We start from the raw sequence: 17531 nt of genomic DNA, 5'->3' as shown, positions 1-17531 counted from the left end.
CAACAACAGCAAGGGTAAGGCCGTGAGGCAGAGCCGACAATCGCAATATGAAGACAGGGTAATCCGGAACCGGCCGGGCATGCGCCCAGCCGGCTCCGCTGCCTGAGCTCTTACTTGGCCGGCTTATACCAGCTGTCGAGACCGGTCTGCAGCTTCTTGGCCGCGGCTTCGGGCGTATCGGTGCCGTTGATGACGTTGGCCGATTCAACCCAGGTCTCGTTTTCGAGGTTCGGCGTACCGCGCGACAGGATCTGGTAGGTCGAGCGGATCGTCGACTTGCACTTGCCGCGCCAGGAGACGAATTCCTGCGCCAGCGGGTCTTCCATCTTCACCGGCGAGGAGTTCAGGCTGAAGAAGCCCGGCAGCGCGTTGGCGTAGATGGTAGCGAAGTCAGGCGAAGCCACCCAGGACAGGAAGGTCTTGGCCGCGTCCGCGTGCTTGGAGGCTGCGTTCAGGCCCATGCCGATATCGGTATGGTCGGAGATGTAGCAGGTGTCGCCGGCCTTCTCGACCGGCGGCGGGAAGGCGCCCATCTTGAACTGTGCCTGGGTGTTGAACAGGCCGATTTCCCACGAGCCGGCCGGGTAGATGGCGGCGCGGCCGAGCGTGAACAGGTTCTGGCTGTCCGGATAGGTCTGGGCCTCGAAGCCGTCGCCCAGGTAAGGCTTCCACTTGGCCAGTTCCTCATACGGCGCGACCCAGTCCTTGTCGGTCAGCTTCTGATCGCCCTTGATCAGCGCCTTGCGGCCGTCCTCGCCCTTCCAGTAGTTGGGGCCGATGTTCTGGTAGCCCATGGTCGCGGCTTCCCAGAGGTCCTTGGTGCCCATCGCCATCGGGATATAGGTGCCGTCGGCCTTGATCTTGTCGAGCGCGGCGAAGAATTCGTCTCGGGTCTGAGGCACCTTGATGCCAAGCTTGTCGAAGGCGTCCTTGTTGTAGATGAAGCCATGGATGACGGATGCCATCGGCACGCAGAAGCTCGCCTTGCCGTCATCGGTCTGCCAGGCGGACTTTGCGACCGGCGAGAAGTTTTCCATGCCGGGCAGCGCCGACAGGTCGGCAAGGTTGCCCTTCTTGTAGAGTTCAAGCGACTTGTCGAACGGGCGGCAGGTGATCAGGTCGCCCGCCGAACCGGCGGCGAGCTTGGCGCCGAGGGCGGCGTCATATTCGGTCGGGGCCGATGGGGCGAACACCACCTTGATGCCGGGGTTCTTGGCTTCGAAGGCCGGGATCAGCTTATCCTTCCAGATGGCAAGGTCGTCGCCGCGCCAGCTTTCGATGTTGAGCGTTACGTCCTCGGCGTGAGCCAATCCGGCCGAGCCGAGAATGCTGGTGCCCAGAAGCAGTGCCGTCAGTAGTTTCGTTGTCATGCTCAGTCTCCCTGTTGACCTTTTTCAGGTTCGGTTTTGATGAGAACCTGGGCTTTGGAGCCCTTGTTCCCCTCGCAAGCCCGTTTCACCCCGATGGGAATCGGGAATGAAACTGGCCTATTTCCTTGTTCGAGCATGATCTTTTCCGAAAAGCGGTTTCCACTTTTCGGGATCATGCCCCAGCGCGGAAAGGGCTGGCCGCAGCTTCTGGCCTGTCCGTTCCAGTATCTTGCGCGCCGCATCGGCGCTGTCGGCGCCGGCGGCGAGCAGAATGGCTGTCTTGACCGCGCCGCCGCTCTTCTCGAGCAGGCTGGCGGCCTCTTCCTGGCCGCGGCCGCTGACGGCGGCGACGATGCGTGCCGCCCGGTCGCGCAGCTTCATGTTGTCGGCCATGAGGTTGACCATGTAGCCGTCATGGACATGGCCAAGATGAACCGCGGTCAGCGTAGACAGCATGTTGAGCGCGATCTTCTGCGCCGTTCCGGCGCCCATGCGGGTCGAGCCGGCGATGACTTCCGGCGGTGTCTCGAGCAGGATGGCGGTGTCGGCCTGCTGGAGCAGAGCCGAACCCCTGTTGTTGGCGATGCCGATGGTGGCGGCTCCCCGGCGCCGCGCCTCCTCGATGGCGCCCACCGCATAGGGCGTCGTGCCGCTGGCGGAGAGGGCGATCAGGCAATCGCCCACGCCGACACCCGCATTGGCAACCGCCGTCGTGGCCTCCTCGGCGTCGTCCTCGGGTCCGCCGGCCAGTGTCCTCAAGGCGTCGTCGCCGCCGGCGATCAGGATGGCGATGCGGTCGCGCTGGATGCCGAACGTGCCCGGCAATTCCAGCGCATCGGCCAGCGCCATCAGGCCGGAGCTGCCGGCCGCGGCATAGGCAAGCTTGCCGCCGCCGCTCAGGCGGCCGGCAATGATCTCGGCTGCCCTGGCGATGGAGGGAATGGCGTTGCGGACCGCTTTGGCGGCCTCGACCTGCGCATCGGCCAGCGAAGCAAGGATGACTTCGGGAGCCTGGATATCCAGCCCCTCGGCATTCCCATGCAGCGCTTCGGTGCGCGTTTCGGCCATCCCAGTTCCTCCGATCCACAAAACAATACCAAAAAAATACCACTTGTCCACATGCATTAACGAATTCGCGGTCAGGAAATCGCTAAGCCGACGAATTGCGGAAGCTTTTCAATAAAATACGGCCTAATCTTTTTGAAACGGAAATTAACTCTTGGCTATTGGTATTTTATTGGTATTATCCTGCCGGAGGAGAAAATCGCGTGAAATTCGTGCTCGGTATCGATGGCGGCGGCACCAGCTGCAGGGCCGCACTGGCAACGGCGGACGGCGCTGTTGTCGGCCGCGCCAAAAGCGGCGCCGCCAACATCCGCACCGACCTCACCGGCGCCCGCTCGAACATCGTCGATGCGGCGCGGCAGGCTTTCATCGCCGCCGGGCAAGATCCGGACCTGATCCCGCAAACACCCGCCATCCTCGGCCTTGCCGGCGCCAATGTCGGCACTTACCGGCAGCAGCTCGAGGCGATCCTGCCGTTCAGCACCAGCCGCGTGGAGACCGATGCGGAGATCGCGCTCGAAGGTGCAGTCGGTTCCGGTGACGGCGCGATGGCGATCCTGGGCACCGGCACCGCCTATATGGCGCGCAAGGATGGCAAATCGCGCGCCATCGGCGGCTGGGGATTCCAGGTCGGCGACCAGGGCAGCGGCGCCCGCATCGGCCGCGACCTGCTGGAGCAGACCCTGCTAGCGCACGATGGCGTGCGCCAGGCCTCGCCGCTGACCGACAGCATGATGGCCGTTTTCCGCAACAATCCCGAGGACGTCGTCGAGTTCACCACCAACGCCAAGCCCGGCGATTTTGGCGGCTTCGCGCCGAAAGTGTTCGAGCACGCGCAAAAAGGCGACATTGTCGCCAACTGGATCCTCGACAAGGCCGTCGCCGATGTCGAGGCCTCGCTTGGCGCGCTCGACCTCGCCGCCGGAGCACCGCTCTGCCTGCTCGGCGGGCTGGCGCCGCTTTATGCGCCGCGCCTGTCGGCGCGCTACCGCGCCCTGCTGAAGGAACCGCTCGACGATGCGCTAGGCGGTGCCGTGCAGATGGCGGCACGCCTTTTCGCTGGGCGCGCGGAGGCTGCGCGATGAGCGATGCCGCCGACCAGATCTTCGCCACGCTCAAACAATCCTCGCAAAGCGGCGCGCCGCTTTACCTGCAGCTCAGGAAAAGCATCGAGGACGCCGTCAATCGCGGCCTGATCGGCCCGGGCGACGCGCTGCCTTCCGAGCGCGACATCGCCACCAAGGCCGACATTTCGCGCGTCACCGTGCGCAAGGCGGTGCAAGACCTGGTCAAGGGCGGCATATTGGTGCAGCGCCATGGCTCGGGCACCTTCGTGGCGCCGCGCATGGAGCGCGTCGAGCAGTCGCTGTCGCGGCTGACCTCCTTCACCGAAGACATGGCGCGGCGCGGCATGGCGGTGCGCTCGGCCTGGCTCGACCGTGGCCTTTACGCGCCCTCGCCCGACGAGATGATGGTGCTTGGCCTGTCGTCGAGCGAACTGGTGGCGCGCGTGGCGCGCCTGCGCATCGCCAACGACACGCCGCTGGCGATCGAACGCGCTTCGCTGTCGGCCAGCGTGCTGCCGGACCCGGCTGGAATTGGCTCCTCGCTCTACGCGGCGCTGGAATTGACCGGCAACAGGCCGGTGCGCGCGGTGCAGCGCATCTCCGCCGCCAATCTCGGCGAGGGCGATGCGCGCCTGCTCGAAGTGCCGCCGGGCATTGCCGGCCTGCATATCGAGCGTATTTCCTACCTGGCGAGCGGCAAGGTGATCGAGTTCACCCGCTCCATCTACCGGGGCGACGCCTATGATTTCGTCGCCGAACTGCGGCTGACAGGGCCGAGCGAAGAGGGCCGATCATGATTGCCAACACCACGCATATGCAGCGCGAGATCGAGGAGATCCCGCAAGCCGTCGCCCGCCTGCTCGACGGCTCCGGTGCCGTGCTGGCCGAAGCAGGGCGCGGCATCAAGGAGCGCGACCCGCATTTCGTCGTCACCGTGGCGCGAGGCTCGTCCGATCATGCCGCCACCTTCATGAAATATGCCGTCGAATTGACCGCGGGCCTTGCCGTCGCCTCGGTCGGGCCGTCGATCGCCTCGATCTACGGCCGCAAGCTCCGGCTTGACGGCTCGGCCTGCCTGGCGATCTCGCAGTCGGGCAAGAGCCCCGACATTGTCGCGATGGCCGAAACCGCACGAGCCGGCGGCGCGCTGACCATTGCCGTCACCAACACCGCCGATTCGCCGCTCGCGCGCGCCTCGGACTATGCGATAGACATACTCGCCGGGCCGGAGCGCAGCGTCGCGGCAACCAAGACCTTCATCAATTCCGCCGTTGCCGGTCTTGCCCTGATGGCGCATTCGACCGGCGACGACGCGCTTCTCGCGGCCCTGGCCCGCCTGCCCGAGCATTTCGGCAAGGCGATCGCCTGCGACTGGATGAGCGTGCTGGCCGAGACGATCGAGAAGCAGAAGTCCCTTTTCATTCTCGGCCGCGGTCCGTCGGCGGCGATGGCAAACGAGGCGGCGCTGAAGTTCAAGGAGACCTGCGGCATGCATGCCGAGGCCTATAGCGCGGCCGAAGTCATGCATGGCCCGCTGGCGCTGATCGGCCCCGACTTTCCGGTGCTGGCGCTGGCCGCTCGCGACGCGTCCGAGCCCTCGGTCGCCGACGCCGCTGACAGCCTGGCGGCCAAGGGCGCGCCGGTTTTCGTCACCTCGGCGCTCGCCAATCGCGCCACGCGCCTGCCGCATGTCGCCACCGGTCACCCGCTGACCGATCCGCTGACGCTGATCGTTTCCTTCTACATGTTCGTCGAGGCCTTTGCCCGCCATCGCGGCCTCGATCCGGATGCGCCGCGCAACCTTCGCAAGGTGACGGAGACCGTATGAGCGACCGTTTTGCCCTGACCGGCGCCCGCATCTTCGACGGCGACGACTGGCATGAAGGCGCGGCCCTTGTCGTGCGCGACGGCCTCGTCGAGGCCATGCTGCCGCAAGGCGCGCTGCCCGGGGATATCCGTGCCGTCGACACCGGCGGCGGCATGCTGGTGCCGGGCTTCGTCGACATCCAGGTCAATGGCGGCGGCGGTGTGATGCTCAACGATCATCCCGATGTCGCCTCGATCGAAACCATCTGCCGCGCGCATGCGCCATTCGGCACGACGGCGCTGCTGCCGACACTGATCACCGACACGCCCGCAATCACGGCCGCCGCGATTGCCGCCGGCGAAGCGGCAGCGCTGCAAAAAGTGCCGGGTTTCCTCGGCCTGCACCTGGAAGGTCCGCATCTGTCGATTGCCCGCAAGGGTGCGCATGATCCGGCGCTGATCCGGCCGATGACGGACGCCGACCAGGCCATGCTGATCGCGGCGCGCCAGAAGCTGCCGGTGCTGCTCACCACGATCGCGCCCGAATCCGTCGACCCTGCCCGCGTCAAGGCCTTGGCCAAGGCCGGGATCATCGTCAGCCTCGGCCATTCCGACACGGGCCATGCCACGGCTAAAGCCTTTGCCGAGGCCGGCGCCAGCGTCGTCACGCACCTGTTCAACGCGATGAGCCAGATCGGCAACCGCGAGCCCGGGCTGGCGGGCGCCGCCATCGACATCGGCGCCTTGTCGGCGGGGCTGATCGCCGACGGTATCCATGTCCACCCCGCCACGATCAGGATCGCACTCGACGCCAAGCAGGGACCGGGCAGGATCGTGCTGGTCACCGACGCGATGGCGACGATCGGCACCGAGATGAGTTCGTTCACGCTCAACGGCCGCACCATCTACCGCAGGGATGGCAGCCTCAGGCTTGCCGACGGGACGCTGGCCGGTGCCGACCTCGACATGATCTCGGCCATCCGGTTCATGCACCGCACTGTCGGGCTCGAGCTTTCCGAAGTCTTGCGCATGGCCTCGCTCTACCCGGCCCAGGCGATCGGCCAGTCGCACCGGCTTGGCCGCTTCGCCAATGGCACGGCGGCGGACATCGTTGCGCTGTCGGACAATCTTGACATAGGAAGCGTCTGGATCGGCGGCGACAAGGTGTTCGAGGCTGCCGTTCCGCGCTGAGAGCGAGGCCATGCAGACAATCGATTGTGTCGTCGCCGGAGCAGGCGTCGTCGGGCTTGCCGTCGCCAGGGCACTTGCCTTGTCGGGCCGCGAGGTGGTGGTGATCGAAAAGGCCGACGCGATCGGCACCGTCACCAGCTCGCGCAATTCCGAAGTCATCCATGCCGGGCTCTATTATGCGCCCGGCAGTCTGAAGGCCCGGCTGTGCGTCGAAGGGCGCCGGCAGCTCTATGCATACTGCGCCGAACACACTGTCGGCCATCGCCGCGCCGGCAAGCTGATCGTCGCCAGCGAACCCGCCCAGACGGACGGGCTGCGGGCGATCGAGGCCAATGCGAAACGCTGCGGGGTCGACGATCTCGCGCTTTTGACACGCGCCGAGGCCGAAAGCCTGGAGCCGGCGCTGAGATGCGCCGGCGCGCTGCTGTCGCCATCGACGGGCATTGTCGACAGCCACGCGCTGATGCTTTCGCTGCGCGGTGACGCTGAAGCCGCGGGCGCGTCCTTCGCTTTCCTCACCTGCGTTGCCGGGGCGGCGATCGAAGCCGATGGGATCCGGATTGACACGCGCGACGCCAATGGCGAGACCTTTGCCGTGGAGGCCAGCGCTTTCGTCAATGCAGCCGGCCTCGATGCGCAGGCCGTGGCCAGTCGGATCGAGGGTTTCCCAAGGGATCTCATCCCCCGGCAGTGGCTGGCGCGTGGCAATTATTTCGCGCTTCCCGGGCGGTCGCCGTTTTCGCGGCTGATCTATCCGGTTCCGGTCGAAGGGGGCCTCGGCGTCCACCTGACGCTCGACCTCGCCGGCAATGCGCGCTTTGGCCCCGATGTCGAATGGATCGACAGCGTGGATTACACTGTCGATCCCAGCCGAAGCGCCGTCTTCTACGAGGCGATCCGCCGCTATTGGCCCGATCTCGCGGATGGCGCCCTGCAGCCGGCCTATGCCGGCATCCGGCCGAAGCTCTCGGGCCCCGGGCAGCCTGCGGCGGACTTCGTGATTCAGGGACCGGCCGATCACGGCGTGGGCCGGATCGTCAATCTGTTCGGCATCGAGAGCCCCGGCCTGACGGCGAGCCTGGCCATCGCCGACCATGTCGCCGAACTGTTGTACCCGACCTGAGCCAGCGTTCGCGCGCCGGAGCGCGACATCTGCTTAGCCGGCTTTATTTGAGACGTAGAGATCCTTGTAGCTGTCGCGCAAAAGGTTCTTCTGCACCTTGCCCATCGTGTTGCGCGGCAGGTCCTCGACGAAGATCACCCGTTTGGGATGCTTGTACTTCGCCATGCGGCCGGTGACGGCGTCGAGAATCTCGGCCGCGCTGATCCGCGACGCGGGCGAGCGCACGACGACCGCGGTGACGCCTTCGCCGAAGTCCGGATGGGCAAGGCCGATGACGGCGCTTTCCAGGACGCCGTCGAGCGCATCGATCTCGCTTTCGAGTTCCTTCGGATAGACGTTGTAGCCGCCTGAGATGATCAGGTCCTTGCCGCGACCGACAATGTGGACATAGCCGTCGGCGTCGATCATGCCGAGGTCGCCGGTGATGAAGAAGCCGTCGGCGCGGAATTCCGCCTTGGTCTTTTCCGGCATGCGCCAGTAGCCGCCGAACACGTTCGGACCCTTGACCTCGATCATGCCGACCTCGCCCTGGGCGAGCGGTTTGCCGGAATCAGGGTCGGCGATGCGCAGCGACACGCCGGGCAAGGGGAAGCCAACCGTGCCGGCGCGCCGCTCGCCCTCATAGGGGTTGGAGGTGTTCATGTTGGTCTCGGTCATGCCATAGCGCTCGAGGATGGCGTGGCCGGTGCGCTCGCGCCAGGCGTTGTGCGTTTCGGCCAGCAGCGGCGCCGAACCAGACACGAACAGCCGGATGTTTTTCGCCGCCTCGCGATCCAGCCCGTCCTGCTGCAGCAGCCTGGTATAGAAGGTCGGCACGCCCATCAGCGCGGTGGCGCGCGGCAGCAGCGAGACGATGCGGCTCGCGTCGAATTTCTGCTCGAACAGCATCGAGGCGCCGGCCATCAGGGTGACGTTGGTGGCGACGAACAGGCCGTGCGTGTGGAAAATCGGCAGCGCGTGGATCAGCACGTCATCCCTGCTGAAACGCCATTGCTCGACCAGCACCCGCGCGTTCGAGGCGAGATTCTCATGGCTGAGCATGGCGCCTTTCGAACGGCCGGTCGTTCCCGACGTGTAGAGGATCGCCGCAAGGTCGTCGGCGCCGCGCTCCACATCGTGGAACTCGGAAGACTGACGCGATGCCTGGTCCGCGAGGGATCCCTGGCCACCGCGGTCGAGCGTGACCACGACGGCACCGGACGGCTCGACCATCCCACGGATGTCCGCCGACCGTGCCGGATCGCAGACGATCACCCGAGGTGCGGCATCCCCAAAGAAATAGCCGAGCTCGGCCAGCGTATAGGCGGTGTTGAGCGGCAGGAAGACGGCGCCGGCGCGCACACAGGCGAGATAGAGCAAAACCATTTCCGGGCTCTTGCCGACCTGCACGGCAACCCGGTCGCCGGGCGCGACATCCATTTGCAGGAGCGCATGCGCAAGCTGCGCCGACCGTGCCAGCATGTCGCCATAGGTGAGCGAGCGTCCATCATCGGTTTCCATCAACAGGCGCCCAGGCGCCGGCATCCGGGACCGGAACGCATCGAACAGATGATTGCTCATGAAATCTTCCCAGGTGACGCCGGCCGCGATCTTGGGCGGCACGCGACGAAGAGTTCGCGTTTCCCAGCCCTGCCGTCAAGGCCGCAGCCGGCTGACCGGCGTCCACCGAAAGGTCCGAGGGATGGGACGGCAGAGGGCGCCGACCAAACAGCCGTCAACGCTGGGCGCGCTTACCCGGACCGGCGGGTGCCTCGCCTTGCCTGAAGCGTTCCATGCACATGGCGGCGGTCAGCTGGTAGTGATCGATCAGGGCCTGGACGGCACCATCCGCACTGCCGTCCAGCGCATTTTCAGCAATCAGCCGGTGTTCGGCGAAATCGTCGCGCTGGATGCTCTCCCCGTCATTGGCCATTTGCCTGTAGCGGTAGGCGTGATCGGAAAGCTGGTCGCAGAAACCAACCAGCCAGTGCGACCGGCACGCCGAGATCAGCACCCGATGAAAAGTGCGATGCACTTTCTCCCACTCCGGATTGAGCGACGAGCTACTTTGCGGCGAGAGCCGTGAGGCCCGCCCCAGGCGATGCAGCGCCAGCACCAATTGTTCTTCCCATTCGGCGGTGCGATGGGCAATGGATTCGCGCAGCGCCCGCTCCTCGAGCCAGCAGCGCGTGCGCGTCAGTTCCTCGAGTTCCGTCGCGCTGACCGGCATGATGAAAAAGCCACGCTGGTCATGGCGGCCAAGGAGACCTTCGGAGGCAAGGCGATTGAGGGCTTCACGAACCGGAGAGGCACCGGCGCCATACTTGGAAACGACCCACTCGACGCGCAGCTTGCTTTCGGTTTCAAGAGCGCCGCTGAGAAGATCATCACGCAATTGGTGATAGACCGTGCTGGCAAGCGTGCTCTTGGCTCCTGTGCCGTCGTCGTTCAGATTGGCAGCTCCGTATGTCAAAAGCGACTCCTTGTCCCCTTACTGTCGTCTTGGGCAATTCGAGTCCGAGATTCTCTCTCCGTACGCGTACCATATAGCGTGACGCTTCCGGCACTCAAGCAGAAGATCGCGCTATTGTACTTTAGGACAATGGAATATACCCAATCCGCGGGGCCGATCGCGAGAATTCGAATATTTCTACAACCAGCAGAAGTTTAACGTGTTTTGTATGCACGCAGGATCATCTGTTTCTTGTGCTCCCATGCGAGCATCTTTTCTGTCGCGCGCAAAGACAGCGGACGACTGCCCGAATCAGATCGTCGCACAACCTGATTCGGATGTACAACGACGCCGATCCGTAGCAATTGGTGCCGGAATGACCGCGCTGTGTCAGCCGGCGGCCTTGTCGGCCGCCGCCCTGATCGCTTCGATATTGGCGCGGTAGGCCTCGACACTGCCACCCCTGAAGATGGCAGCACCGGCCACCAGCACGTCGGCGCCGGCAGCGGTGACCAAGGGGGCGGTTTCCGGCGAGACGCCTCCGTCGATCTCGATGCGGATCGGCCGGTCACCGATCAGCGCCTTGATCCTTCTCACCTTGTCGACCATCGCCGGGATGAAAGCTTGCCCGCCGAAACCCGGATTGACGGTCATGATCAGGATCAGGTCGAGCCGGTCGAGCACATATTCGATCGCCGTTTCCGGCGTCGCCGGATTGAGCGAGACGCCCGCCTTCTTGCCGAGGTTCCTGATTGTCTGCAGCGAGCGGTCGAGATGCGGCCCGGCCTCGGCATGCACCGTCATGCCGTCGCAACCGGCTTCGGCGAAGGCGGCGAGGTAGGGATCGGCGGGCGCGATCATCAGGTGGCAGTCGAAAAAGGCCTTGGTGCGATTGCGGATCGCCTTGATGACAGGCGGGCCGAAGGTGATGTTTGGCACGAAATGCCCATCCATCACGTCGAGATGGATCCAGTCGGCACCGGCCGCCGCCACCGCCTCGACCTCGTCACCGAGCTTCGAGAAATCCGATGCCAGCACCGACGGTGCGATCAAGGTTTTTTTGCTCATCTCGCGGCCTTTCCGGGCGCCCTTTTGATACGATCGCTGCGTACCGACTGCCTAAAGCGCTCCCGCGGACTTGTCGAGGGCGCCAGTACAGCGGTTCCACAGGCAGGGGTAACGTCGCGGCGTTCCCTATCCTGTCGCCGCCAACCTCCGCCTGCCTGGATCACGAAGAAAAACCCGCCGGATTGCTCCAGCGGGTTTCGCTTGGCGTCGCCCAGGTGCTTACTGCTGCTGGAGTTTCAACACCCTGTTTGGCACCGGGTCCTGCTGCTGGCCGATCGGCTGCCTGCGCCGCGGCAGCAATTGCAACAACTGCCCCGGATCAATTTCCAACGATGGCTGCCCGCGCATCGGCCGGCAGTTCGGATACCGCCCGACCATGCCCTCCGGACAGTGCCGCGTGAAGATCGGCTGGCACTGGCCGTTGACCATCTGCGAGCCCGGCGCGCATTCGCTCTCTTGCCTGGGCTTGCGGCATGCGCCGTCGATCACCTCGGTCCCACGCGGGCAGACGCATTCGCCGCGCTTGTTGTGGACCTGGCCGCGTATGTCGCACTGCTCCAACTGCGGCTGCTTGCGCCGACAGGCATTGCCTTGCACCTCGGTACCCCTCGGGCAAACGCAATTGCCGTCGGAGTCATGGACCTGGCCACGGATGGTGCACTGGTCAGGCTTCGGCCTGATCGGCCGGCAGGCCCGGTCTCGCACCTCTGTGCCTTGCGGGCAGACGCAGTCCCCGTCCGCATTGTGGACCTGGCCACGGATGGTGCACTGCTCGGGCTTCGGCCGGACCGGACGGCAGGCGCCATTGCGCATCTCGGTGCCTTGCGGGCAGACGCAATCGCCATCGGCATTGCGGACCTGGCCAGGAATGCGGCACTGCTGCGGCTTTGGCCGGATCTGGCGGCAGGCCCGGTCTCGCACCTCGGTGCCTTGCGGGCAGACACAGTCCCCGTCCGCATTGTGGACCTGACCACGGATGGTGCACTGCTCGGGCTTGTCGGTCCCGACGCATTTTCCGTTCTCCAGCTCCGTGCCGCGCGGGCAAACGCAACGTCCGTCCCCGGTACGGATCTGGCCTTCGAGCAGCACGCAGCGCGGCGGCGGTGGCAGCGGCAGAAGGTTGGTGCATTGCCCGTTGCGGAAGGTGGTGCCTTCCGGGCAGACGCAGCGGCCGGCATCGTTCATGACGAAGCCCGGCGAGCACTGGTTCTTTACCTCATGCGTGATGATGAAGGGATGGCACGCATAGGCCCTGCCGCGATCGCCCTGCACGTTGGTCGCGTCGTTGGACAGCACGTCGCCGCCGCCCTGCACCCGTGTGTCGGGAGAGAGCACGCCAACGCAGTTCCGGCCGTTGACGTTGCCCTGCAGGTTGGCAAGACGCCCATCGTCGGGGATGACCACGGTCACACGGTGCGAGCGGCTTTCGCCGGCGCCGAGCGTCAGGTTGGCGATGCAGGAGGCCGGCAAGGTCGTCGGTTCCGGCGAACAGCCGAAGGGCGGCTCGATCGAAGTGATCGCGACGCCTTCCAGCCGGCCAAGCCCATCGACGCCGATCGCGTCGCCGATGCGGACCGGGCCCGAGAAGGGGCTCGTTCCGTCATTGGTGATGGTAATGTCGAACGAGCAGGGCTGGCCCAGCCTGCATTCGCGGTCGCCGGTCTTCTCGACACGGATGGTCGAGGAGCCGCCGCCCTTGGCGCAGGCCTGGCCGATCGGATAGACGACGTCGTCGCCCTGCGCCGGCCCATAGGAGCCGCGCGCGCAGTTCTCGAATTCGCCATTGGCCGAAACCGTCACGTCGAAGTGCCTGGAGGTTCCGGGCGTCATGACGGCGCCTGGTATCTGGCACGACAACGCATTGGCCGGAACCGGTCCGCATGCCCATTCCGCGCCGTCGGGGGTTACGGTCTGGATCTGGACAGGCGCTCCGCCCGACACCAGCGTGGCGGCATCGTTGACCCGCACCGGACCGGTGGGGGCAGCCGTGCCGACATTGGCGACGGTGATGCGGCAGGAAACCAGCGCCGCGCCGGCCAGCGAGCCGTTGCACACCTTGGTGATGCGCAAGGCCGGCTGGCCGCTGTTGGGATGGCGGATGCGTTCCTTGGCGCAGGCCTTGTTGTTGGTGAGATCGACCTCCCCGGGGATGGCCTTCACCTCGGCGCAGTTCTCGACCGTGTCGGACCGGTAGCCGGCCGGCATGACCGCCTTGACGAAGATCGGTGTCGAGGCGCCCGCGGGCAGCGAGATGCCGGCATTGTCGCAGCGAAACTGGCCGGGGCCGTTGGGGCCGCATGTCCAGGGCGGGCTCGGGCCGAAGGTGGAGGACGCCGGCGCGCCGCCGGGGTAGTTGTCGATCACCGTCAGCGGCCCATTGTAGGTCGATATGCCGTTGTTGATGATGTCGATGATGAAGGTGCAGACGCCGTCGGCGGTGCAGACTTCGGTGCGGGCACGCTTCTTGAGGATCAGGTCGACCTTCTTCTCGACCGGCGGCTGGCAATCCGGATTGCGGTCGCCGCGCCGGCAGATCGGGATCGACGCGCAGCCCCGGTCATTGGCCTGGCTGCCGAACAGCGGCTTGCCGCTGGCGCCGTAATTGTAGGTGGCGCAGTTGCGCAGCACGCTGCCTTGCCAGCCTCCGGCCGGCTTGAAGCCGAGCTTGAGGTCGACAAAGGCTCCCGGAGCGAGCGTGGTCACCGGGTAGGTGCACGTCATCGGGGTGGTTCCCGGCGCGCAGACCCAGGGCGGATTGGGCCCTGAACTCAGCGTCGAGCCGGCCGGCAGCGTCACCTCGTCGAGCACGATCTTACCGTTGTAAGGCGCTGTGCCGACATTGGTGACCCGGATGGTGAAGTCGCAGCCGCCGCCCATCGTGCAGCGTGTGACGTCGGCATGCTTTTCGACCTTGAGGTCCGGTTCCTTATCCCTGGGTGGGCACCTCTGGTCACGCGGGATGACGATGTCGATGGTTTGCGTGCAGCACAGGCCCCAGCCCTCCTTCGGTCCGGCATAGGTCTCGATACCGGTGACGATGAGGTGGATGACGTCGCCGGGTGACGCGCCGACGATCTTCCAGTTGAGCACGCCGCCGCCCGCCGGCACCTTCTGGGTGTCGGGGATGATGCTGATGCCTGGCGAGGTCGTCGACACCTGCACCCATTTGCCGCCCATCTCGGGGCCGACAGGCATGTGGTAGATGAAGGCGCCACCGCCGGGCACGCAGTCGACCGTGCCGCGTTCGACCTTGAAACACTCATGGTCGGTTGGAGGTGGAGGTTGCTTGTCGCATTTGGTGAGGTCGATCCGGATCGAGGTCTTTTCCCCGGTCGCGATGTTGCCGTCGTCCGGCTTGCCCGGATCCTGCGACGGGATGATGGTGCCCGTGCCGGTGCCGCCGGTGACCTTGATCATGCCCTGGTTGTCGACGTTGACCGGCGCTGGAAACGCGGCGTGGTCGATCTTGGCGGTGATGCGGAAGGTGATGACGCGTTCGTTCAGTGCGCCCGAGCCATCGAGATCGCTGGCGGAAATCCGGAAATCGGAAACCGTTGCCGTGTCGTTGGGGCCGGCCGAATTGCTTACGACAGCGCCCGGCAAGGCCCCACCCGATGCATCGGTGCCGTCGCCGGAGACTGTCACATTGACGATCGAAAGACCGTGCGGAAGCTGGTCCTTGAAGTCGAGCTTGGCTTTCTTCAGCGCCGCCTCGAGGGCAGGATTGGCAAAGCCTTGCGAATTGCCGCGCAGTCCGAAGGTCAAGGTATAGAAGACATAGTCGCAACTGCGCTGGCCACCGGTCTTGGTGAAGAACGGCACGACACGTCCGGGTTCCGGGTTGATGATGCGCGGATTGTCGAGCTGCAGCGGCTGCACATCCTGGCTGGTGACAGCCTGGACGGCCTGGGCGGCGGATGCCGGCAGTGCGGGCGCAAGGGCGACCGCGATCCCGGCCGCCATCAGCCAGCGCGCGCCGCGCCTGGCGAGTGACAGGGGTTTCATGATCGTCTCCATGACGGCTTTTGGGGATTTGGCCGCGAGCGGGGATGGGGCAAGACTGTTCATCTTTGCCTCAACGTTCGCAGCTGACGGCTGGGGTCCGGAGCGGCAAGGTCATCTTGCAGCAAGGGTAGTAGCCACCCTTGTCCTTGTCGGACTTCCTGTAGAAGCAAAGTCCAACATCCACTCTGTCGCCCGGATAGTGGCCGGTGATGTCGATCGTGTAAGGCTTGCCCGGTGCATGCGACATAGGTGAGGTCACAGCGACGCCTGGCGTCCTGGATTGGGCCTTGATCGAATCGCCGCCGAAGCCGGCATGGTCATGGAGATAGAGATCGGCCTCGAGACCGCGCGGCGTGCAGTAATACTGCACGTCCTCGACATCGAGACACGGAGGCAGATTGCCCGGCGGTAGGAAATCCGGCGGGTAGAAGGGGGGCTCATAGCCGCTCGGTATGTCCTCATAATAGCCGGCCCGGCCCTCGCAGGGATGCCAGACGGCGACGTCGCCGACATGGCCTTCCACTTCGGGATCCTCGAAATAGCCGTCGAAATCGACGAACCAGGAGCCGAAGGGCGGCACGTTGGCCGGCTTGACCAGCTCCTTGGGCGTGATCTGCACGCCGTGCACGGCAAGCGGCCCGCCCGCGGCGAGCTTTTCGGCGAACTCGGGGTTGTCGCGCAGTTTGTCGCCTGTGTTGACCAAGGTCTGGGTGCAGACCGAGGTGTCGAGATTGCCGTCGGCATCGTAGCCATATTGCAGGTCGACGCCGCCGGCCGACTGCCTGTTGCCTTGCGGGAAGCCGACCGCATATTCCTGCGGCGCTTCCACCCAGACCGATTCCGTCGAGGGATCGTCGGGATTTTCCCTGAAGTAGCGGATGACCTCGCCTTTGCCGGAATCGGCGAAGCGGCTGTAATCATAGCGGTTTTCGATCGGGCCGCGCTGGGCGAGATACATGAAGCCGCTGTTGTCGAAGGCGATGTCGGTGACGGCGTAGTCCTTGTCGGCCTTCACAGTCAGTTCCCAGCGGGGATCGCCGGCGAAGGTGCCGTCGCGGGCAATGCCCACCGACCAGATTTCCGACTTTTCGCCAACCGAATAATAGAGCCGGCCACCATGATAGGAGACGGCCCAGACGCGGCGCTCGTCCTGGGTGTAGCCCCAGCTGTCGGGGTCCTCGGTATCGAAGGCCGCGCCCTCTACGTCCATCACCGCGCCATCGTCGGCGACCGGGGCCAGCCCATGCGCCGGCCGGCCGGCGCCGCCATGGTCGAACGTGTCGACCAGTCTGCCGTCGGCGTGGATGCGATGGATCAGGCCGGTGTCGAGATCGGAGGCAAAGAACTGGCGGTGGGCGGGATCGAAGGTGATATTGCCGATGCCAGGTCCGCTGTTGGTGTCGATGTCGGCGAATTTGGCGACCTGGCCGGTGATGCCGTCGATCTTCCAGATGGTGCCCGGTCCGCCGCCGTTTTCGGTGCCGAACTGGCCCTCCATGAAGGTGGCGCCCGCCGTGCCGCGGCGCTGCCGCTCCGGCCTGCCGTCCTTGTCTGCGTCCGGCGTGACGATCTCAATGCCATGCAGCGAGGTGGCGGCGGCATAGAGGTTGGGAACGCCAGAGGGCACACCGTCGCGCACGCCGTCATCATAGGTGAGGCCGAACACCTCGCCGATCTGGCCTGCTGTCACCTCGAAAGGCGGCGGCGTGAAGACGAGCTGGCCCGAAGCCGGACCACCCAGGTGTGAAACGTCGAAGACGCGCAAGGTGGCGCGCGAGGTGTCGATGAAGGTTTCGTCGACCGGATCGACGCCGGGCGGCAACCCCTCGTCGACATTGGGGATGATGGTGCCGGGAAAGCCGGTGACCGCCATCGAGCCTGGATAGATGATCTGGGCTTCCTGCGCTTGGGCGGTGGCGCCCAGCCACAGGCTGGCGGCAAGCGCCAGAGCCAGCAGGCCGCCGGCCTGCAAGGCACCGCGCAAGCGGTTGTCGAACTCAAGAAAAGGCACGAACGCGCCGCGGATGCGAGACATGACACTACCCCCGTAGTCCAGGGGAGAGACGTCCGGACTTGCCGCGCAAATCAGGGCAAGGCGCGGTGGTCCGGCTCGTTCTTCCCTGATCGAATTGTCTGCTTTCCTCATAGTGACGATACGCCTGCTCCCGCGCAGGGTCAACGGAATCAGCGGGAAGCCCAGCGCATCGACCCCGTCCCGAAGGCGGTGGTCGCGCCGAGCTCCTGTTGGTCCCGGAGACCATGGAGTCTCTGGGTTGCTGGTCATGGGGGGGCTTCCTTTCCGGGGCCGCACCATGCGGCGCCTGGACATCAGTCGCGGGCCGGCGCGGAAAGGTTCATGGAAGCGTTGCGCAGAATGCTTGCGCGCGATGCCGCCTGTTCTTATA

General features: G+C 65.3%; 12 protein-coding genes. 5 read left to right on the top strand and 7 right to left on the bottom strand.

Annotated elements, in window-relative coordinates; genetic code table 11:
• Window positions 1-110: 110 nt before the first annotated feature.
• Together LB516_RS27500 and LB516_RS27495 are read right to left on the bottom strand one after the other, a co-directional pair.
• Window positions 111-1370, bottom strand: a complete 1260-nt coding sequence (locus LB516_RS27500) for an ABC transporter substrate-binding protein (protein WP_224586845.1) — start codon at window positions 1368-1370, stop codon at window positions 111-113.
• A 117-nt stretch (window positions 1371-1487) separates the two neighbouring features.
• On the bottom strand, window positions 1488-2438 hold the full coding sequence (locus LB516_RS27495) for an N-acetylmuramic acid 6-phosphate etherase (protein WP_224720718.1): 951 nt from the start codon (window positions 2436-2438) through the stop codon (window positions 1488-1490).
• A gap of 200 nt (window positions 2439-2638) precedes the next feature.
• Here LB516_RS27495 and LB516_RS27490 point away from each other — a divergent pair, with 200 nt between their 5' ends.
• From LB516_RS27490 to LB516_RS27470, 5 genes are read left to right on the top strand one after another with little or no spacing between them, the layout of a single operon-like run.
• The gene (locus LB516_RS27490) at window positions 2639-3520 is read left to right on the top strand and encodes an N-acetylglucosamine kinase (RefSeq protein WP_140660277.1); all 882 of its coding nucleotides are present in this window, start codon (window positions 2639-2641) and stop codon (window positions 3518-3520) included.
• Window positions 3517-4299, top strand: a complete 783-nt coding sequence (locus LB516_RS27485; RefSeq protein ID WP_140619779.1) for a GntR family transcriptional regulator — start codon at window positions 3517-3519, stop codon at window positions 4297-4299. Before LB516_RS27490 ends, LB516_RS27485 begins: the two co-directional genes overlap by 4 nt.
• Entirely contained in the window at window positions 4296-5330 is a 1035-nt protein-coding gene (locus LB516_RS27480; protein ID WP_140660278.1) for an SIS domain-containing protein, read from the top strand. Before LB516_RS27485 ends, LB516_RS27480 begins: the two co-directional genes overlap by 4 nt.
• On the top strand, window positions 5327-6499 hold the full coding sequence (gene nagA / locus LB516_RS27475) for an N-acetylglucosamine-6-phosphate deacetylase (protein WP_224720717.1): 1173 nt from the start codon (window positions 5327-5329) through the stop codon (window positions 6497-6499). Before LB516_RS27480 ends, nagA begins: the two co-directional genes overlap by 4 nt.
• 10 nt (window positions 6500-6509) lie before the next feature.
• Window positions 6510-7622: an NAD(P)/FAD-dependent oxidoreductase gene (locus LB516_RS27470; RefSeq protein ID WP_224720716.1), complete on the top strand. Its 1113-nt coding sequence runs from the start codon at window positions 6510-6512 to the stop codon at window positions 7620-7622.
• A 33-nt stretch (window positions 7623-7655) separates the two neighbouring features.
• Here the strand turns inward: LB516_RS27470 and LB516_RS27465 are convergent, their stop codons facing one another.
• From LB516_RS27465 to LB516_RS27445, 5 genes are all read right to left on the bottom strand, one after another.
• Window positions 7656-9182 carry a malonate--CoA ligase gene (locus LB516_RS27465; protein ID WP_224720715.1) on the bottom strand — a complete coding sequence of 509 codons (1527 nt, stop codon included), beginning with the start codon at window positions 9180-9182 and terminating at the stop codon, window positions 7656-7658.
• Between the two features lie 154 nt (window positions 9183-9336).
• Window positions 9337-10074: a GntR family transcriptional regulator gene (locus LB516_RS27460; RefSeq protein ID WP_224720714.1), complete on the bottom strand. Its 738-nt coding sequence runs from the start codon at window positions 10072-10074 to the stop codon at window positions 9337-9339.
• Window positions 10075-10443: 369 nt separating this feature from the next.
• A complete protein-coding gene (gene rpe / locus LB516_RS27455; RefSeq protein ID WP_015314661.1) occupies window positions 10444-11121 on the bottom strand; it encodes a ribulose-phosphate 3-epimerase in 678 nt (225 codons plus the stop codon).
• A 219-nt stretch (window positions 11122-11340) separates the two neighbouring features.
• On the bottom strand, window positions 11341-15189 hold the full coding sequence (locus LB516_RS27450) for a DUF11 domain-containing protein (RefSeq protein ID WP_224720713.1): 3849 nt from the start codon (window positions 15187-15189) through the stop codon (window positions 11341-11343).
• Window positions 15190-15196: 7 nt separating this feature from the next.
• Window positions 15197-17440, bottom strand: coding sequence for a hypothetical protein (locus tag LB516_RS27445; RefSeq protein WP_224720735.1), 2244 nt, complete (start codon window positions 17438-17440; stop codon window positions 15197-15199).
• Between the last annotated feature and the right edge of the window lie 91 nt (window positions 17441-17531).

The organism is Mesorhizobium sp. CO1-1-7 (assembly GCF_020164885.1).
In the GTDB taxonomy this organism is placed as follows: Bacteria; Pseudomonadota; Alphaproteobacteria; order Rhizobiales; family Rhizobiaceae; genus Mesorhizobium; species Mesorhizobium australicum.
Note: the sequence above shows the minus strand (reverse complement) of the source record. Positions and strands in the feature narration are given on the sequence as shown.

Excerpts from the sequence above, each read along its gene's own strand:
- LB516_RS27500 (WP_224586845.1), bottom strand. The coding sequence starts at position 1,370 with ATGACAACGAAACTACTGACGGCACTGCTTCTGGGCACCAGCATTCTC.
- LB516_RS27495 (WP_224720718.1), bottom strand. The coding sequence starts at position 2,438 with ATGGCCGAAACGCGCACCGAAGCGCTGCATGGGAATGCCGAGGGGCTG.
- LB516_RS27485 (WP_140619779.1), top strand. The coding sequence starts at position 3,517 with ATGAGCGATGCCGCCGACCAGATCTTCGCCACGCTCAAACAATCCTCG.
- LB516_RS27480 (WP_140660278.1), top strand. The coding sequence starts at position 4,296 with ATGATTGCCAACACCACGCATATGCAGCGCGAGATCGAGGAGATCCCG.
- nagA (WP_224720717.1), top strand. The coding sequence starts at position 5,327 with ATGAGCGACCGTTTTGCCCTGACCGGCGCCCGCATCTTCGACGGCGAC.
- LB516_RS27470 (WP_224720716.1), top strand. The coding sequence starts at position 6,510 with ATGCAGACAATCGATTGTGTCGTCGCCGGAGCAGGCGTCGTCGGGCTT.
- LB516_RS27465 (WP_224720715.1), bottom strand. The coding sequence starts at position 9,182 with ATGAGCAATCATCTGTTCGATGCGTTCCGGTCCCGGATGCCGGCGCCT.
- rpe (WP_015314661.1), bottom strand. The coding sequence starts at position 11,121 with ATGAGCAAAAAAACCTTGATCGCACCGTCGGTGCTGGCATCGGATTTC.
- LB516_RS27450 (WP_224720713.1), bottom strand. The coding sequence starts at position 15,189 with ATGAACAGTCTTGCCCCATCCCCGCTCGCGGCCAAATCCCCAAAAGCC.
- LB516_RS27445 (WP_224720735.1), bottom strand. The coding sequence starts at position 17,440 with ATGGTGCGGCCCCGGAAAGGAAGCCCCCCCATGACCAGCAACCCAGAG.